10 protein-coding genes are annotated in these 15,926 nt (G+C 62.6%); 4 read left to right on the top strand and 6 right to left on the bottom strand.

The features are described from left to right. Nucleotides 1–97: 97 nt before the first annotated feature. The 5 genes from BUS42_RS09535 to BUS42_RS09555 all read right to left on the bottom strand — a co-directional run bounded on the left by BUS42_RS09535 (nt 98) and on the right by BUS42_RS09555 (nt 5,808). Nucleotides 98–1,396, bottom strand: a complete 1,299-nt coding sequence (locus tag BUS42_RS09535; RefSeq protein WP_074306709.1) for a DUF1501 domain-containing protein — start codon at nt 1,394–1,396, stop codon at nt 98–100. Between the two features lie 117 nt (nt 1,397–1,513). Next, on the bottom strand, nt 1,514–4,021 hold the full coding sequence (locus tag BUS42_RS09540; protein WP_074306710.1) for a DUF1549 and DUF1553 domain-containing protein: 2,508 nt from the start codon (nt 4,019–4,021) through the stop codon (nt 1,514–1,516). Next, a complete protein-coding gene (locus tag BUS42_RS09545; RefSeq protein ID WP_074306711.1) occupies nt 4,018–4,677 on the bottom strand; it encodes a hypothetical protein in 660 nt (219 codons plus the stop codon). Before BUS42_RS09545 ends, BUS42_RS09540 begins: the two co-directional genes overlap by 4 nt. A 3-nt stretch (nt 4,678–4,680) precedes the next feature. Further along, nucleotides 4,681–5,244, bottom strand: coding sequence for a transposase (locus tag BUS42_RS09550; RefSeq protein ID WP_074306712.1), 564 nt, complete (start codon nt 5,242–5,244; stop codon nt 4,681–4,683). 3 nt (nt 5,245–5,247) lie between these two features. Next, nucleotides 5,248–5,808, bottom strand: coding sequence for an RNA polymerase sigma factor (locus BUS42_RS09555; protein ID WP_074306713.1), 561 nt, complete (start codon nt 5,806–5,808; stop codon nt 5,248–5,250). Nucleotides 5,809–6,050: 242 nt separating this feature from the next. On the opposite strand from BUS42_RS09555, the gene BUS42_RS09560 reads away from it, so the two are divergent. Both BUS42_RS09560 and ltrA read left to right on the top strand, forming a co-directional pair. Further along, complete coding sequence (locus tag BUS42_RS09560; RefSeq protein ID WP_074306714.1) at nt 6,051–7,526, top strand: DUF1501 domain-containing protein; 1,476 nt, start codon at nt 6,051–6,053, stop codon at nt 7,524–7,526. A 739-nt stretch (nt 7,527–8,265) separates the two neighbouring features. After that, the gene (gene ltrA / locus BUS42_RS09565; RefSeq protein ID WP_074306715.1) at nt 8,266–9,597 is read left to right on the top strand and encodes a group II intron reverse transcriptase/maturase; all 1,332 of its coding nucleotides are present in this window, start codon (nt 8,266–8,268) and stop codon (nt 9,595–9,597) included. Between the two features lie 369 nt (nt 9,598–9,966). Here the strand turns inward: ltrA and BUS42_RS09570 are convergent, their stop codons facing one another. Beyond that, the gene (locus BUS42_RS09570) at nt 9,967–11,436 is read right to left on the bottom strand and encodes a sulfatase (protein WP_254053411.1); all 1,470 of its coding nucleotides are present in this window, start codon (nt 11,434–11,436) and stop codon (nt 9,967–9,969) included. Between the two features lie 185 nt (nt 11,437–11,621). On the opposite strand from BUS42_RS09570, the gene BUS42_RS09575 reads away from it, so the two are divergent. Together BUS42_RS09575 and BUS42_RS09580 are read left to right on the top strand one after the other, a co-directional pair. Continuing rightward, nucleotides 11,622–13,094 (top strand): aldehyde dehydrogenase family protein, encoded by a 1,473-nt coding sequence (locus BUS42_RS09575; RefSeq protein ID WP_074306716.1) that lies wholly within the window; start codon nt 11,622–11,624, stop codon nt 13,092–13,094. Between the two features lie 422 nt (nt 13,095–13,516). Next, complete coding sequence (locus BUS42_RS09580; RefSeq protein ID WP_254053412.1) at nt 13,517–15,754, top strand: S9 family peptidase; 2,238 nt, start codon at nt 13,517–13,519, stop codon at nt 15,752–15,754. The last annotated feature ends 172 nt before the right edge of the window (nt 15,755–15,926 follow it).

Consider the following 15,926-nt stretch of genomic DNA (forward strand, 5'->3'; position numbering starts at 1 on the left):
GCTTTCTCGCTCTGGATCGGGTCGTTGAAAAAAAACTGGGGTCCGAGTTTGGACCCCAGCCACCCAAACATGATGTTCTTGACGGGCAGTAAGGAGCTCAGGAGAAAAGTTCCTTGATCGGAGCCCCGTAGCGTGCGATCGCGATCGGCCGACCGGTGTTGGTCTTGTATTCCTTCTGAACGTCGATGCCCAAGGTCTGATAAAACGAGGCGGCCACCTGGTCGGGGGTGATCCCGTCGCCGGAGGCCGGGCCCATCGCTTTCTCGTCGCTGGCGCCGACGACTTGGCCCCCCTTGATGCCGCCGCCGCCCAACAGGACGAACATGGCGCGGGGAAAGTGGTCGCGGCCCGCATTGACGTTGATCTTGGGCGTGCGGCCGAACTCTCCGGTCACGCAGACGATCGTGGTCTCGAGCAGCCCCTTGTGCGCCAAGGCGGTGAAGAGACCGGAAATCGCGCTGTCGAGATCGGGGAGGAGCTTCGTTTTGAGGTTCTCGAAGTTCTGCGTGTGCGTGTCCCAGCCACCGCTAGAAACGCTGACGAACCGAACCCCGCTCTCCACCAATCGGCTCGCCAGCAGGCAGCTCTGAGCGAACGGCTTCTCATTAAAGAGCGACGTGATGCTGGGTGACTCTTGGCTGATATCAAACGCCTTGCGCGACCGGGGTGAGCTGATGATGTCGTAGGCGCGTTGCGAGAACTTTTCGAGGCCGTTGACCAGGTCGCTCTCGGTCTCGAAACCGCGGAACGTCATGTCGAGGTTCTTCAAAAGATTGCGACGCGTCTCGATATCTTCCACCGTGAGTCCACGGCCCAGCGAGATCCCTCGGACGGCAAACGGCTGGCCGGCACGCGGGGCGTTCGTGGTATTGAACGGGGAATACTCGACGCCGAGATAGCCGGGAACCTGCGGCGTGTTCGGGATCGCGACGAACGGGGGCAAGTCACGAGGCCCTCCCAGCTCCTTGGTCACGACACAGCCGAGCCCCGGGAACTGGAGCGAAGGAATCGGGCGATTGCCCGTGTTCATATATTGGCTGCCAAGGTCGTGCGCGGCGAGGCTATGGCTGACGCCGCGGAGCAATGCGAACTTATCCGCGCACATCGCCAGCTTGGGCAGGTGCTCGCTGATCGCGATGCCCGGCACGTTGGTTTCAATGGGGTTGAATTCCCCCCGAAACTCCTTGGGCGCGTCCGGCTTCAAGTCGAACGTGTCCATGTGCGACGGGCCGCCCGCAAGGTTGATGAAGATCGCCGACGTCGCCTTGCCGGCCTGGATCTCCCCAGCCTCAGCCAACCGGAAATAATTCGCGAGGCTCATCCCCGAGACGCCGAGAACGCCCAGCTTCAAGAAGTCACGTCGCCGGACCCCGTCGCAATACTGGTTCGTCGCCATGATGGAACCGTCTCCCTTGCGAGAACGTGAATGATCGTGCGTATCTGGATTTCAAGATGAGCTGACCAGCCCTGCCCCAAACACGGGACAGGGCCGAGGCACGAACGAACCGTCCGCTCAATGGTTCGTGATGAATTCCTTGGTGTTGAGCAACGCCCAGAGCAGGTCGCGCAGGCCCTTCTCGTCGTTCTTCGTCTGCTTGAGGTGGTCGCGAGCGACGGCAACCTCAGTCGCATCCGGGTTCCGGCCGAGCGTCCGAAGATAGGCCTCGCGGATCATCGCTTCCGGATCGAATGGCGTCGCCTTCTCCTTGTCCTCGGCCTTGTCTCCCTTGGGATCGGAGCGGAGCGACTCTCCGAGCCATCCCTTGGGGCGGACGATCGAGGCGAGCACTTCCTGATCGTTCTGAAGGTAGATCGACTGGAGCAGGTTGGGCTCGTCCGACCGGTTGCAATCACAATTGGTGTCGCGGGTCGAGCGACCGAACACCTTGCCCGCATACGGGTTGTTCCCGGGGCGGTAGCCCCCTGCCCCCTTGGATCCGATCGCGCGGTCGGTGCCCGTGGAGGCGAGCTTGACTAGGTCGGTCGACGACGCTGTCGATTGGGCCACGGCGTCGATCAGCACCTCGGCGGGGAGCCGGCGAACCATGGCGCGACTGAAGTTTCGCTCGTCGAGCCGGTTCGTCTCGTTGGTCTTCCAACTCCTCTGGTAGGTATCGCTCAGGGCGATCTCGCGATGGAGCCACTTCATGTCGAAGTCGTGGCTCAGGAACCCCTTCGCCAGATAATCCAGCAGCGCCTCGTTGCTGGCCGGGTTTGCCATGTTCATATCATCGGGCGGGTTGATGATCCCCTTGCCGAAGTAGTTCGCCCAGACCCGGTTGACGAAGGCGCGAGCGAAGTAAGGATTGTCCTTGTTCCGCATCCATTCCATGAGCGGTTCGCGAGGATCCTTGACGCTGGCAAGCGCGACTTCCTCACCGCCCAGCAACTTCGGGGTGGCGACTCGGCCCCCGCTGTTTTTCTGAGCGTTCGGATTTCCGCGCTGACCCGCGCCGCGGTTCCCGTTGATGACGAAGACTTCTTGCCAGGGGATCGGATTCCCTTGCTTCATCTCGTTCTCAAGGATTTTTCGACGCTCGCCGCCATTGGTCGTCTTCGCGAGTCCAAGTTCATCAGTGAGCTTCTTGACAACCTCACGCGACTCCTTCTCCTGGCCCACCGCGTAGCGGATCGGCCGGAAGAACTCGGTGAACTGCTTGAAGTCGTCCTGGGTCCACTGGTCGAACGGGTGCTTGTGGCACTGGGCGCACTCGAGGCGGACGCCGAGGAACGTGTAGCTGAAGCCGAGCGCCTTCTCCTCGGGCTGACGCATGTTGCGCCGAGCCCAGAAGTAGGGCATCGAGTCCCGTTCGCTATACGCGGGCGGATTCTTCTCCCGGAAGTAAGCGCTCTCTTCCTTGATGAAGTCTTCATAGCTCTGCCCTGGTTTACGGCTGGACGCCAGGACGATGCCGGCGATCAGTTGGTCGTAGGGCGTGTTCTGCTCAACCCTGCGGTAGATCCATTCGTACCAGAACTGGGAAGGCTGATCGGTATTCACCTGCATCTGGAGCGCCCGGGGCGCATTTCCGGTGATGTCGCAGAGCTTGTTCGTCCACCAAGCGGCGTAGGTGGGTCGAGCGAGCAGCTCGTCGACCTTCTGCTCACGCTTCTTGAGCGAGCCATCGGCCAGGAACGCGTTGACCTCGTCGGGGGTGGGCATCGTGCCCGTCATGTCGAGGCTGACACGGCGGAGGAATTCGGAATCCGAGCAGACCTCGGCGGGGACGACCCCGAGCTTGCGCAGCTTGTTCACGACCAGTTCATCGACCTTCGTTGAAGTAGGCACTTGCGGATACTTCGGCCCCACCTGTTCCGAGACGGGCGAGAGGATCTGGGTCACCGCCAGCCCGTTGTCGTAGAAGGCGACGATGTGCGTGTCCCCCTTCCCCTTGCTCGTGATCCGGCCATCCAGGTCGACCTCGGCAATCGACTCGTCGTTGGTCCGGAACCGGCTGATGCAGGTCACATCCTCCTGGCTGCCGTCCGACCAGTGCGCCACGACCTTGAGCGGAACCTGCTCCCCTTCGTGGGCGAACACGATTTCGGTCGGCGTCACTTCGAGCCGCTCGAAATGCGCGGGGTTCGTCACCCCCTTGGCCCCTTGATCGATCCAGCGCACGAGCATCCGATACTGCCAGCTCTCCTCATCCATCCGCTTGCCCCCCTTGTGGGGGATCTCCAGCGTCGGCTTCTGGATGATCTTGCTCGCCTCGGGATCCTCGCGGTTCACCCGCGCGGAGCCCTCTTTAAGCAAGGCGTCGTGGTCCATTTTGAAGTCATAACCGAAGAGGGAAAGGCGGAACCCCCCCTGCCCCTGGAACGACCCATGGCACGCCCGTGCGTTGCAGCCCAACCGTCCCATCAGCGGGAGGATGTGCCGCTGAAAGTCGGGGACTTCCTCGACGTCGGGCGTGGCGAATCGATCCTTGACCGGTCGGATCAACTCTCCGTACGACCCCGACGTCGTCAAAGCGACCATCACCAGTGCGGCGCCGAGCCTGGCGTAACGATCGTTCATGCCTCGCTCTCCTTCTTGGCGCGGACGGGCTTGGCCGGGGCGGACTCGCCACCGTCTTGGCTCCGTGCGCGGCGAACCTTCTTTTGAAGTTCAAGCAAACGATTGTCGATCTGCCGATCTCGATTATCTTTCAGGCGTTTGACCGTCTTCTCGATCTGGCTCAGGCGAGCCTTGAGCTGCTCTTCGAGGAGTTCCTGTTTCCGAATCTCAAGGTCGAGCTGGTTCTCGAGCGCGCGCCGCAGTTGGCTCTCCAGCTCGGGCGAAGGCGCGCTGATCAGCCGCGCCGCGAGCAGTTCCGCCTTCGATTTGGCCTTCCAGAATTCCAGACCGACTTCGTACTGGGGCGGATTATTCTTCTTGAGCGTTTCGAGCGACTGACTCACCTGGAACAATTCCGCGATCGCTCGGCGGTATTCTTCGGGCCGCATCGCCTTGAGCTGTTCGAGCAGGCTGGCAAGCTCGGGATGATGCTCCTTGACGAAGCCAAGCGCGATCGTTTCACGCTCCGCCTGGGAGAAGGAACTCTTCGATTTTTCCTGGGAGTTGGATTTACCAGCCGCTTCCGAGCGGGGACGTTTCGCTTCGTCGGCCGTCGCATGGTGCGGGTTCCACCCGAGACTGGCGAGGATCAGGAACAGGATCAGACAAGGTCGCATCGCTCAGTTCTCCCTCGTGCCCGACCTGGTCGTCCCCGAATCCTCGCGGAGCGAAGCCGCTTCCAGGAGCCAGTGAGGTAACAGCTCGTCCTCCAGGGCTAGAGCGCTTGGGGTTGGGAAATCAGGCGAGGCCGAGGCTATCGGTTCATCGAGCCAGGCCAGAAGTTCACTATGAGAGACCAGGTCGACTTCGCCGGACTGTCTCAAGCCCGACCAGGCGATGGCGACCGCTTCGGGCGGGTTGGGGTGGGCGAGCGCCGAATCGTTTGCCGGCCGCGGGTCCGCAACATGACCGTATTGAAGCGCCAGCCCCACGACCGATCCGAGGCAAGCCGCGGCCAGGCCGAGTCGCATCGGGCTGAACCCGCGCCGCCGGGGACGGAAGGGAAGCTGGTCGAAACTCGTCGCGGGCAGTCGAGAGACGGCCACCGTCAGCTCGACGGCCTCCGCCACGGCCTCACGGGCCGCCTGGTCGTCCGCCAGCAGACGCTCGAAAGCCGCCATCTCCTCATCCGGCAACTCGTTCGAGATATAGCGAACCGCGAGCAGGAGCAGGTCAGACGGCATCGATCAATCTCCCGGGCGTAAGGAACGCCTCAGTTTTTCCAGCGCGAGCCGCATCCGGGTCAAAACCGTACCCAGAGGCAATCGAAACTCTTGGGCAATCTCGGCAAACGTCTTATCTTCGTACATCCGTGCCCAGACAACGCGCCGTTGCTCCGAGGGCAAATCCCCCAGCGCCTGCCGTACCGACTCAATCGTCTCATGCCGAATCAGGCGCTCTTCAGGTCGTTCGACGGTGGGACCGCCCAGGTCGGCCAACCGACGAACGCCCTGGTCGCGAGCGGTCCGCCGCCGACGGGCAGTCAGGGCCTCATGAAAGGCCACCCGGAACAGCCAGCCCTTCACAGTCTCGGGGCGGGCGGTATGACCGAGCTCGACGGCTTTGGCATAAGTCGCTTGAATCACATCATTCGTCAGTTCCGGATCGCGAGTGACGCCCAGGATGAATCGTCGCAGCTCAGGTCCATGACTCTCGAAGAGTGCCACGAACCGGGTTGCGTCGACGGTTCCACCCGACTTCAGACTCTCGGCATGCGGAACCGACGGGTGGTCGTTCGCATCATTCATCAACGACCCTCCCCTGTCGCAAGAGAACGATGCGCGAGCCGACCGGTTTATTTTCAGGTTCTCAAAGAATTTCCCGAATCGCTCTCGATCGCTGGCTCAGGAACCGAAGAAAGCGAGCCTGAGGGGCGTTTCGATCAAACGGAAGGAAGATTGGACTTCACATGGCGGCCCCGCTAAGCTTAAACAAATGATTTGCGTGGGGGACGTGAGGTCCGGGACGACCCGAGGTTCGGAGACAGGCCATGCCGCGGTTGAATCGAGAGGGCTGTCCGACACCGTTCCTTCATCCCAGGCTCTCGCGGCGCGTCGCCATTCAGGCCGGCGCGGTTGGCCTGCTGGGGCTCGGGACGAATCACCTGACCGCCTTGCAGAGCCTCGCCGTGGCGGGTGAACCCGGTCGATCCACCCCTCGTGCCCGCGCCGTGATCTACATTTTCCTCTCGGGTGGGCTGGGGCAGCAAGATAGCTTCGACCTCAAGCCCCATGCGCCCGAAGAGATTCGCGGCGAGTTCAAACCGATTGCCACCCGTACACCTGGAATCGAGATCTGCGAGCATCTGCCGATGCTGGCGAGTCGGAGCCAACACTGGTCGTTGCTGCGGTCGCTGACCCACTCCTCGAACGATCATTCGGCCGGTCACCTGATCATGCTCACAGGTCGGACCCCACTTCCGCCCGGGTTCGATCCCACCAAGCCGACTCCGACCGATTGGCCCTCGATCGCCGCCATCGCAGGCGCCGTGACGAAAGCGAGAAACAACCTTCCGCCCGCGGTGATCCTCCCCGAAAAGCTCGTGCACAACTCAGGGCGAGTGATCCCGGGGCAGCTCGCGGGGGTCATGGGGCCGTCGCACGATCCGATGTTGATCGAAGCGTCTCCGTTCGATCCCAATGCGTATGGCGCTTATCCCGAGTACGAGTTCGATCACCAGAACCGGAAACGGCCCGCCGCAGTAAAACGGTTCCAGGCACCCAACTTGAGCCTCCCTGAAGGTTTCGGCGTGGCTCGGTTCACCCATCGCCTCGAACTGCTCGATCATCTCGACGCCCAGCGTCGCGAGCTCGACGAGCACGCGCAAACCGTGCAGCTCGATCGCCATCGCCAGGACGCCGTCTCGATGCTGACCGACCCTCGCGTCAAGCAGGCTTTCGACGTCATGAGCGCCGATCCGAAGATGCTCGAACGCTACGGTCAGAACTCGTTCGGCTGGTCGCTCCTGATGGCGCGGCGCCTGGTGGAGGCGGGGGTCAACCTGGTTCAGGTCAACCTCGGCAACAACGAGACGTGGGACACGCATGGCAACGCGTTCCCGCACCTCCGTGACAACCTCTTCCCTCCGACCGACCGAGCCTTGTCCGCACTGCTCGACGACCTGCACTCCTCCGGCCTGCTCGACTCGACGCTGATCGTGATGGCGGGAGAGTTCGGCCGCACGCCTCGGATCTCGACCCTCCCCAACTTCTACAAGTCGTCGGGACGCGACCACTGGGGACACGCCCAGACCGTCTTCTTCGCCGGCGGCGGCACGCAAGGCGGACGAGTCGTCGGCTCCACCGATAAGAACGCAGGCTACCCCACCACCAACCCGCAGACGCCCGAAGCGCTGGCCGCGACCATCTATCACTCGCTGGGCATCCCCCAATCCACCCACTGGACCGACGCGCAGGACCGCCCCCACTACATCTACCACGGCGAGCCCATCGCCGGCCTCTTCTGAGCCACCCCGCCGTCGGACCACAGAACAAACACGTAAACGCTTACATGTTATGTCCTAATAGGGTGGGCACGGCCCACCATCTTTCGCCTTTTCATAGAGGCGAGGCCGTTGGTCGCGGTCTACTTTTGATTTTTTGCTAACGACCCGATCCAGGGCTAGGAAGCCGCTCGCGACTCGTTCCCACGGTCCTCCGTGGGAATGCCGTCTTGGGCGCTCTGCGTCCTCGGCTTGCGAGGGCCAGACGACGCGGAGCGTCGGGGAGTGCGCCTGTAATTGCATTGAATCCGCAGGGTGTGAGTTCCTGCCGAAGTGTTCTGGCACTTCGTAACCGAGGGTAACTGCGTCGCCGCGAGGCGGGGTGGGAAGCAACCGTAGGTGAACGATCAGTCCGTAACGCAAGTAAACTCGATTCGGCCGACTGTCGTGGCGAGCCTGCTCCTCGATGGCGAAGCCCAATTGACGCATGGCCCCTCAGAAAGGGCGTCCACAGTGATGTGGTCCGGTAAGACCGACGCACAAAACCCCAGAATGGCGTCGGGACGACAGTAGGTTGTTGGAGACGGAATGATCGGAAGGTTCGATGACGAAACACAGGGAGACCTGGACCTCGCCAAAGCCGGTGTTCATTGTCCCTGATAAGGATACGAAGAGCCGGGGGTCCAGGAGTCAGAGCACCCATAGTAGCGCAGAAGCCGGGTAACTCCGGTGGAGCGAAGGGGTGCAGGGAGGTGGAGACGCGATGTCCGATGCGAAGGAATTCCCACTGGAGGCAGTGCCCGCGAGGGCTAGGCGCGCCAGAGAGATCCCGATCCCATGGGTCTGGGTCGAACCGACGGTCTGGACGGAGCGGATGTTGACGGCCCTCATCGAGGGGGTCAAAGGTGGAGTCTGGTATAGCCTGATGGACAAGGTCCACCCGCAACGCGCCCTGTATACGGCCTACTCTCGAGTCGCCGCCAACGAGGGTGCCGCGGGCGTGGACCACGTGACCGTGACGATGTTCGAGGACCGCCTGGAAGAGAACCTGAAGGATCTCAGCGACGCCCTGCGTACGGGAACCTACCGTCCGCAAGCGATCCGCCGACACTGGATTCCCAAACCAGGAAACCAGGAGAAGCGTCCGCTCGGGATTCCCACCGTCCGCGACCGGGTGGTCCAGACGGCACTCCGGCAGGTGTTGGAACCGATCTTCGAGCGTGACTTCGCCGCGCACAGCTACGGCTTTCGCCCCGGCAGGGGATGCAAGGACGCGCTGCGGCGGGTGGACGAGCTGCTTAAAGGCGGATTCACCCATGTGGTAGATGCCGACTTGAAGAGCGATTTCGACACGATCCCCCACGACCGCCTGCTGGCGCTGGTCGCCAAGAAGGTAGCGGACGGGAAGGTGCTGAACTTGATCGACGCGTTCCTGCACCAGGGCGTCCTCGACGACCTGGAGGTATCGACGCCCGAACAGGGGACGCCGCAGGGTGCGGTGATCAGCCCGCTGTTGAGCAACATCTACCTTGATCCGCTCGACCACCTGATGGCCGAATCGGGTTTCGAGATGGTGCGCTACGCGGACGACGTCGTGATCCTGTGTCGAAGCTCGGAGGAAGCGGCCCAAGCGATGGCGGTGGTGCAGGAGTGGACGGCCTCGGCCGGCCTGACCCTGCATCCCACCAAGACGCGGATCATCGCCGTCAGGACCGAAAGCTTCGACTTCCTGGGCTACAGGTTTGAGGACGGCACACGCCGCCCGCGACCGAAGAGCCTGGACAAGTTCAAGGAGACGGTCCGGACGAAGACCACGCGTACGACCGGGGGCAGCCTCTCCGCGATCATCGCTAGCCTCAACCCAACGCTTCGTGGCTGGTTTGAATACTTCAAGCACAGCCACAAGTGGACGTTTGAACGACTCGACGGCTGGATCCGCATGCGTCTGCGGAGTCTGCTCCGTAAACGGATGAAGAAACGAGGCCGCGGTCGTGGCACCGACCATCAACGTTGGCCCAACGCCTTCTTTGCCGACCATGGACTTTTCAGCTTGGAACGAGCCCATGAGTTAGCCAGTCAATCCTCTTTGAGGTAAAACCACCAACGGGAAAGCCGTATGCGGGAGATCCGCCCGTACGGTTTGGAGGGAGGGGGAGCGTAATCCGCTCTCCCTACCCCTATCGGCATTCCCACGGAGGACCGTGGGAACGAGGATGATTCCTCGCTCTTTGGCGGGTCGTTGTTTATTGTTGGGTGACTGCGGTGATGCAAAGGCCGCTGGGTGCCACGGGCTGGACTCAACCCGTGAGCGATCGCCCGGATTTTTGGCTCACGGGTTGGGCACAACCCGTGGCACCCATGATTCACACATGATTCAATACGAAGAATGACCAGGTCCACGTACTCATGCTTCAGCCTGCCACCCGTTCGAGAAACGGGCTGACGAAACTTGACTTCCCTTCAATCATGGGGATGACTTGAGACCGTCGGCCCCCGCGACCGGCCGCAGTTTTTCTTGGAGCAGACGCTGCATGTCGGCGACAATCCTGGCGAATTGCGAGTCGGAGGCAAGGTTCGTCCCCTCGTGCGGATCGGTTTCGTGGTCGTACAACTGGACACCCCGTTTGCCGCCGTCCCACTCGGTGTAGCGATAACGCTCGGAGCGGACGGAATATCCTTTGAACGGATCTTGCTTTGCTTTCCGACTCACTTGAGTCAAAGCTCCGTGCGGCCACGCCCGATCGGGATCCTCGAGCAACGGTCGTAAGCTTCGCCCGTCGAGATCGGCGGGTGGGGTCAGGCCGCAGAGATCGGCCAAGGTGGGATAGAGGTCGATGAGTTCGACGACTCTCGAGGTCGCCCGCTGATTTCCCTTCAGCCCAGGCGCGGCGATGATCAGAGGGACTCGGGCCGACTCCTCGAAGAGGGTCATTTTCTGCCAGAGTCCATGCTCACCAAGCTGGTAGCCATGATCGCTCATGAAGACGATGATGGTGCGGCGGCTCAGTCCGAGCTGGTCCACCGCGTCGACGACTTTGCCGACTTGAGCATCCATGAAGGATGTTGAGCCATAATAAGCCTGGATGGCTTGTTGCTGGAGGAGCGTGCTGATGCCGTAGTTCGGCGGATTGACCGTGAGTGCAGGCGCGGGGACTCCGTCGCGCCGAGCCCCACTGCCGCCGACCAGGGAAATCTTGTCGAGCGGATAAAGCGCGAACCAAGGCTTCGGGGCCACGTACGGGGTGTGCGGTCGAAAGAAGCCCATGGCAAGGAAGAAGGGGCGATCACGATTCTGTTCCAGCAGTCGGACGGCGGCCTCCGCCCCCTTGCCGTCGGTCTGTTCCGCGTCCTCACCGTCGGCGGCCAGCCAGCTCAGGGTGGCGCCGAAGCCGGTTCCCGGCTTGATGGAGACGATCTTGTCCTCGTCGTCCTTGTCTCGTCCTCGAGGGTTGACGACCTCGTCCCACGACTCGGGATCATCCAAGCCATTGGTGCCGATCTGGCCGGGGACTCCGTAGTGGAAGAGTTTGCCCACGCGCGCGACGTGGTAGCCGTTCTTCCGAAAGAGTTGCGGGAGGGTCACGGTGGCCGGGCGACTTGTCCGGAACCGGGCGGCATTATCCGTCACTCCGGTCGTGTCGGGCCGGAGGCCGGTCAAGAACGAGGTCCGACTCGGGTTGCAGAGCGGGTACTGGCAATAGGCCCGATCGAACCGAACGCCGCGCGCGGCCAGGCGATCGATGTTCGGGGTGCGGACGAGCGGGTGCCCGTAACAGCCAAGCGCATTCCGCAGGTCGTCGGCCGTGATCAAGACGACGTTGAGCCGGCGATCGGCCACACGCGGTTCCTCCGCCGCGATCACGCTCGTGCTCGCCAGAACCAGGCTCAATGCGCTCGCGGCGACGCATCTCGATAAGGTCTTCGATGCCATCATTGGGTTCTCCCTTTTCCGCCGCGAACAGCATCGAGCCTCCGCGCGCAGGTCTGGATGATACTCCCGTTGGACGCTCAATTCGAGACGCAAGCCGGATTCCGCAAGGGGTTGACACGCTGCCACCGCTTCCGGACCATTGCCTTAGTCAGTCCGAGCCCGACGCACCCCATTTACGAGATTCGATTATGGCCCAAACCGCAACGGCCCCACGGGCCATTCCGGCCATTCGCCACACCAAACTTCTGATCGACAATCAGTGGGTCGATCCGGTCGAGGGGGGAGACTTCGAGACCTACAATCCCGCGACGGGCGAAGTCATCGCTCGGGTGGGCGCGGGGACGGCCGCCGACGTGGACAAGGCGGTCAAGGCCGCCCGGCGCGCACTCGAGTCCGGTCCCTGGAGCACCATGGATGCCGCCGACCGCGGCCGCTTGATGTATGAGCTGAGCGACCTGGTCGAGCGCAATGGCGCCGAGCTCGCCGCGCTCGAGTCGCTCAATTCCGGCAAGACGATCAACGACTCGCTCGGCGACATCGAGGGAGTCGTCAACACCCTCCGCTACTATGCCGGCTGGGCCGATAAGATCGAAGGCAAGACGCTTCCGGTTCGCGGTAGCTTCCTCTCGTACACGCTACGACAGCCCGTCGGCGTCGTCGGCCAGATCATCCCCTGGAATTTCCCCCTGCTGATGCTCGCCTGGAAGTGGGGCCCCGCGCTCGCTTGCGGCAACACGGTGGTGATGAAGCCGGCCGAGCAGACCCCCTTGACCGCGCTCCGGATCGCCGACCTGGCGATCGAGGCGGGATTCCCCGCGGGTGTACTCAATATCATCAATGGATTTGGTGAGACGGCGGGCGCCGCGTTGGTGGGGCATCCGGACGTCGACAAGATCGCGTTCACGGGCCACGTCGATACCGCCAAGATCATTCAGCGGCAGGCGGCCGAGACGCTCAAGCGTACCACGTTTGAGCTTGGCGGCAAGAGCCCCAACGTGATCTTCGCCGACGCCAATCTCGAGGACGCCGTCGCAGGCGCTTTCCACGCGATTTACTTCCACGGCGGCCAGTGCTGCACCGCGGGGAGCCGGCTCTTCGTCGAGCAGAAAATCCACAAAGAGTTCGTTCAGCGGCTCGCCGAGAAAGCGAAGACGCGGACCCTCGGCGATCCCCTCAACCCGAACACCGAGCAAGGTCCGCAAGTCTCGCAAGAGCAGCTCGACAAGATCCTTCACTACGTCGACCTTGGCCAGAAGCAAGGGGCCAAGCTCCTCTCCGGCGGCGAACGCGTCGGCGACCGCGGGTTCTTCGTCTCGCCGACGATCTTCGACGACGTCAAGGATGACATGGCGATCGCCCGCGACGAGATCTTCGGGCCCGTCGTCAGCGTTCTTCCCTTCAACGGGATCGACGAGGTGGTCGAACGATCGAACAACACCTCGTACGGCCTGGCCGCCGCGATCTGGACCAAGGACATCGACAAGGCCCACCTGTTCGCCAAACGGGTCAAGGCCGGAACCGTCTGGGTCAACTGCTACCACGTCGTCGACACGACCACCCCGTTCGGCGGGTTCAAGATGTCCGGACAAGGCCGCGAGAACGGCGAAGCCGCGCTCGAGCACTACAGCGAAATGAAAACCGTCACCGTCAAGCTCGGCTGATCCTTTCTTGAAAACGGCCCCGACCCCACGACCCCGACCCTCGGACTCTCCGAGCGGTCGTGGTCGGTATCCGGTTGGTGCAATCAATGCATACTCATATTCCTCGATATTCTCCGAGCTCGTGAGGCAATCAATCAAAAAGCCTCATATTTGCATACTCAGGCACGAAATGATTCCCCGCGGAAAGGAAGGGTTTTGAATCGGCGTCGGGTGACTACCCCGGAGGCCGAAATTCGCGGGAGAAACTCGTTCCCAGGCTCGGCGTGAGAACGCCGTTCTGGCCGCTCTGCGGCCCCACCCGCCGGGGAAGACGACGCGGAGCGTCGCGGACGGTATTCCCACGCGGAGCGTGGGAACGAGATCCCGGTATCCTTGCTAAAGTCTCGATGCGTCCCGCAAGCCACCACATCTCGAGAGAACCGATGAGACCAGACCGCTCTCTCTTGCTCCTGACTTTCTTCGGAGTCTTCATGTCGGAACGATCGGAACTCTTGGCCGGGACACCGGACACGAAGCGCCAAGCGGTCGATGCGGCGGCCGTGGCCAAGCTGCCTGCTCCGGGGAGCGTGGTTCCGGCCGCGTTCGGGTTCACGCCGGACGGAAAGGCGATCACTTATTTGAAGTCGGAGTCGGCCAGTCTGAGTCGCGTGCTCTGGCGCGTCGATCTCGCGACGGGCGAGCCTCGTGTCGTGGCCCGACCGCCCGGCGATGGGGATACGGAATCCACGCTCTCGGACGCGGAGAAGCTGCGCCGTGAACGCCAGCGCCTCCGCGAAACCGGGATCACCCACGTCGTTCGCGCCGAGGCGGCCGACGTCTCGGTCTTCCCGATCGGCGGCGACCTCTACCTCCAGCGTCAGGACGGACCGCTCGAACGCATCACGAACACGCCGACACCCGAGCTCGATCCCAAATTGACGCGAGACGGATCCAAGGTTGCGTTCGTGCGCAATGATGAATTGCACGTGATCGACCTGGCGACCAAGCAAGAGCGACAGCTCTCTCAAGGAGCCGGGGATGGCGTGACCCACGCGCTTGCCGAATTCATCGCGCAAGAAGAAATGGATCGAGCCACCGGGTACTGGTGGTCGCCCGACGGCGCAACGATCGCCTATCAGGAGACTGACGAGCGGCACATTCCGCTCTACTCCATCGTCCATCAAGGAGGAGAGAAGATCTCGGTCGAGACACACCGCTATCCCTTCTCCGGCGCGGCCAACGCCAAGGTCCGGCTGGGCGTCGTCTCCGCTGGCGGGGGTCCAACGCGCTGGCTCGAGCTCGACGAACCGGGTGCGGATTTCTATCTCGCTCGAGTCAACTGGGCGTCTCCGACCTCGCTCCTGGTTCAGGTCCTTTCACGCGACCAGAAGAACTTACGGCTTTATCGGTTTGACCTCGGGTCGCTCCGGAAAAAGCTGCTGATCGAGGAGTCGGCCGAGACCTGGGTCAACCTCCACAACGACCTCCGCGTGCTCGACTCGACCGGCGAGATCCTCTGGTCGTCCGAGCGAACCGGGTTCCGGCATCTCCAACTCCACGACCAAGACGGGACGCTCCTGCGGACGTTGACTTCCGGGGACTGGCCCGTGGATGCGGTCGTCGCGCTCGATGAGAGCCGTCGCGAAGCCTGGTTCTCGGCCGGTCGAGAGACTCCACTCGAAGCCCATCTCCATCGCGTCTCGCTCGATGGAGGCGAAGTTGTCCCCGTCACACACGAGCCTGGCACCCATCGAGCCGTCGTGGCGCAGGACGGCGAGCACTTCGTCGATGTCGCGTCGAGCCTCGATCGACCGCCGGTCACGACCCTTCGGAATCGAGCGGGGAAGCTCGTCAAAACGCTCGACGACGCGAGCTCCGACGCTCGAGTCGGAACCTTGCGGCTGGCTCCCCCGGAGCTGGTCGAATACGTCAATCGCGACGGGATCAAGCTCCAAGGCGCGTACTATCCGCCGAAAACGATGGGGTTCGGAACGAAAGTCCCGCTCGTCGTGATCGTCTACGGCGGTCCACACGTTCAGACGGTCTCAAACGCGTGGGCGTTGTCGGCCGACATGAACGCTCAGTTCTTGACCGAACGCGGGTTCGCCGTCTGGAAGACCGACAATCGCGGCTCCGCGCGACGGGGGCACGCCTTCGAGTCCGCACTCAATCGCCAGATGGGTCAGGTGGAGGTACGCGACCAGGTCGATGGCGTGAAGTTTGTCGGTGAGCGCTGGCCCGAGGTCGACCTCGGTCGAGTCGGCATCACTGGAGGCAGCTACGGCGGCTACATGACGCTCCGCTGTCTGACCGAGGCGGCCGACGTCTTTCGAGCTGGTGTTTCGGTGGCGCCCGTGACCGATTGGGACGGTTACGACACCTGCTACACCGAGCGCTACATGGGGACGCCCGTCAACAATGCGGCGGGTTACCACAAGTCGTCGGTCCTGCCCCACGTCGAGACGCTCCGGGGCGACCTGCTCGTGATCCACGGGATGCTCGACGAAAACGTTCATTTCCGACACTCCGCGCGATTGACGACGGCCTTGATCTCGGCCTCGAAGCCGTTCACGCTGCTCCCCTTGCCCGACGAGCGGCACTCGTCGCGACGCGACGCCGATCGTAAATACGTGGCGGAGCGAATCGCGGATCACTTCGAGCGGGCCCTGCGTTCCCAGTGACGTTTCCGTCCGTATCGATTGGAGTCGGGCGATCGGAGCGTCAAGGGCTTGCGTTCCGTTCGCCGACGTGAGACAAGAATTTGGCCCTTCGACGCACTCTCCCGACGTCAGGCAACGATCACCGCGCTGGCATCCCCTGCCGGCCTCACCGTTAGTTAGGAGTGCACTCGCC

Source organism: Singulisphaera sp. GP187, from assembly GCF_900129635.1.
Taxonomy (GTDB): domain Bacteria; phylum Planctomycetota; class Planctomycetia; order Isosphaerales; family Isosphaeraceae; genus Singulisphaera.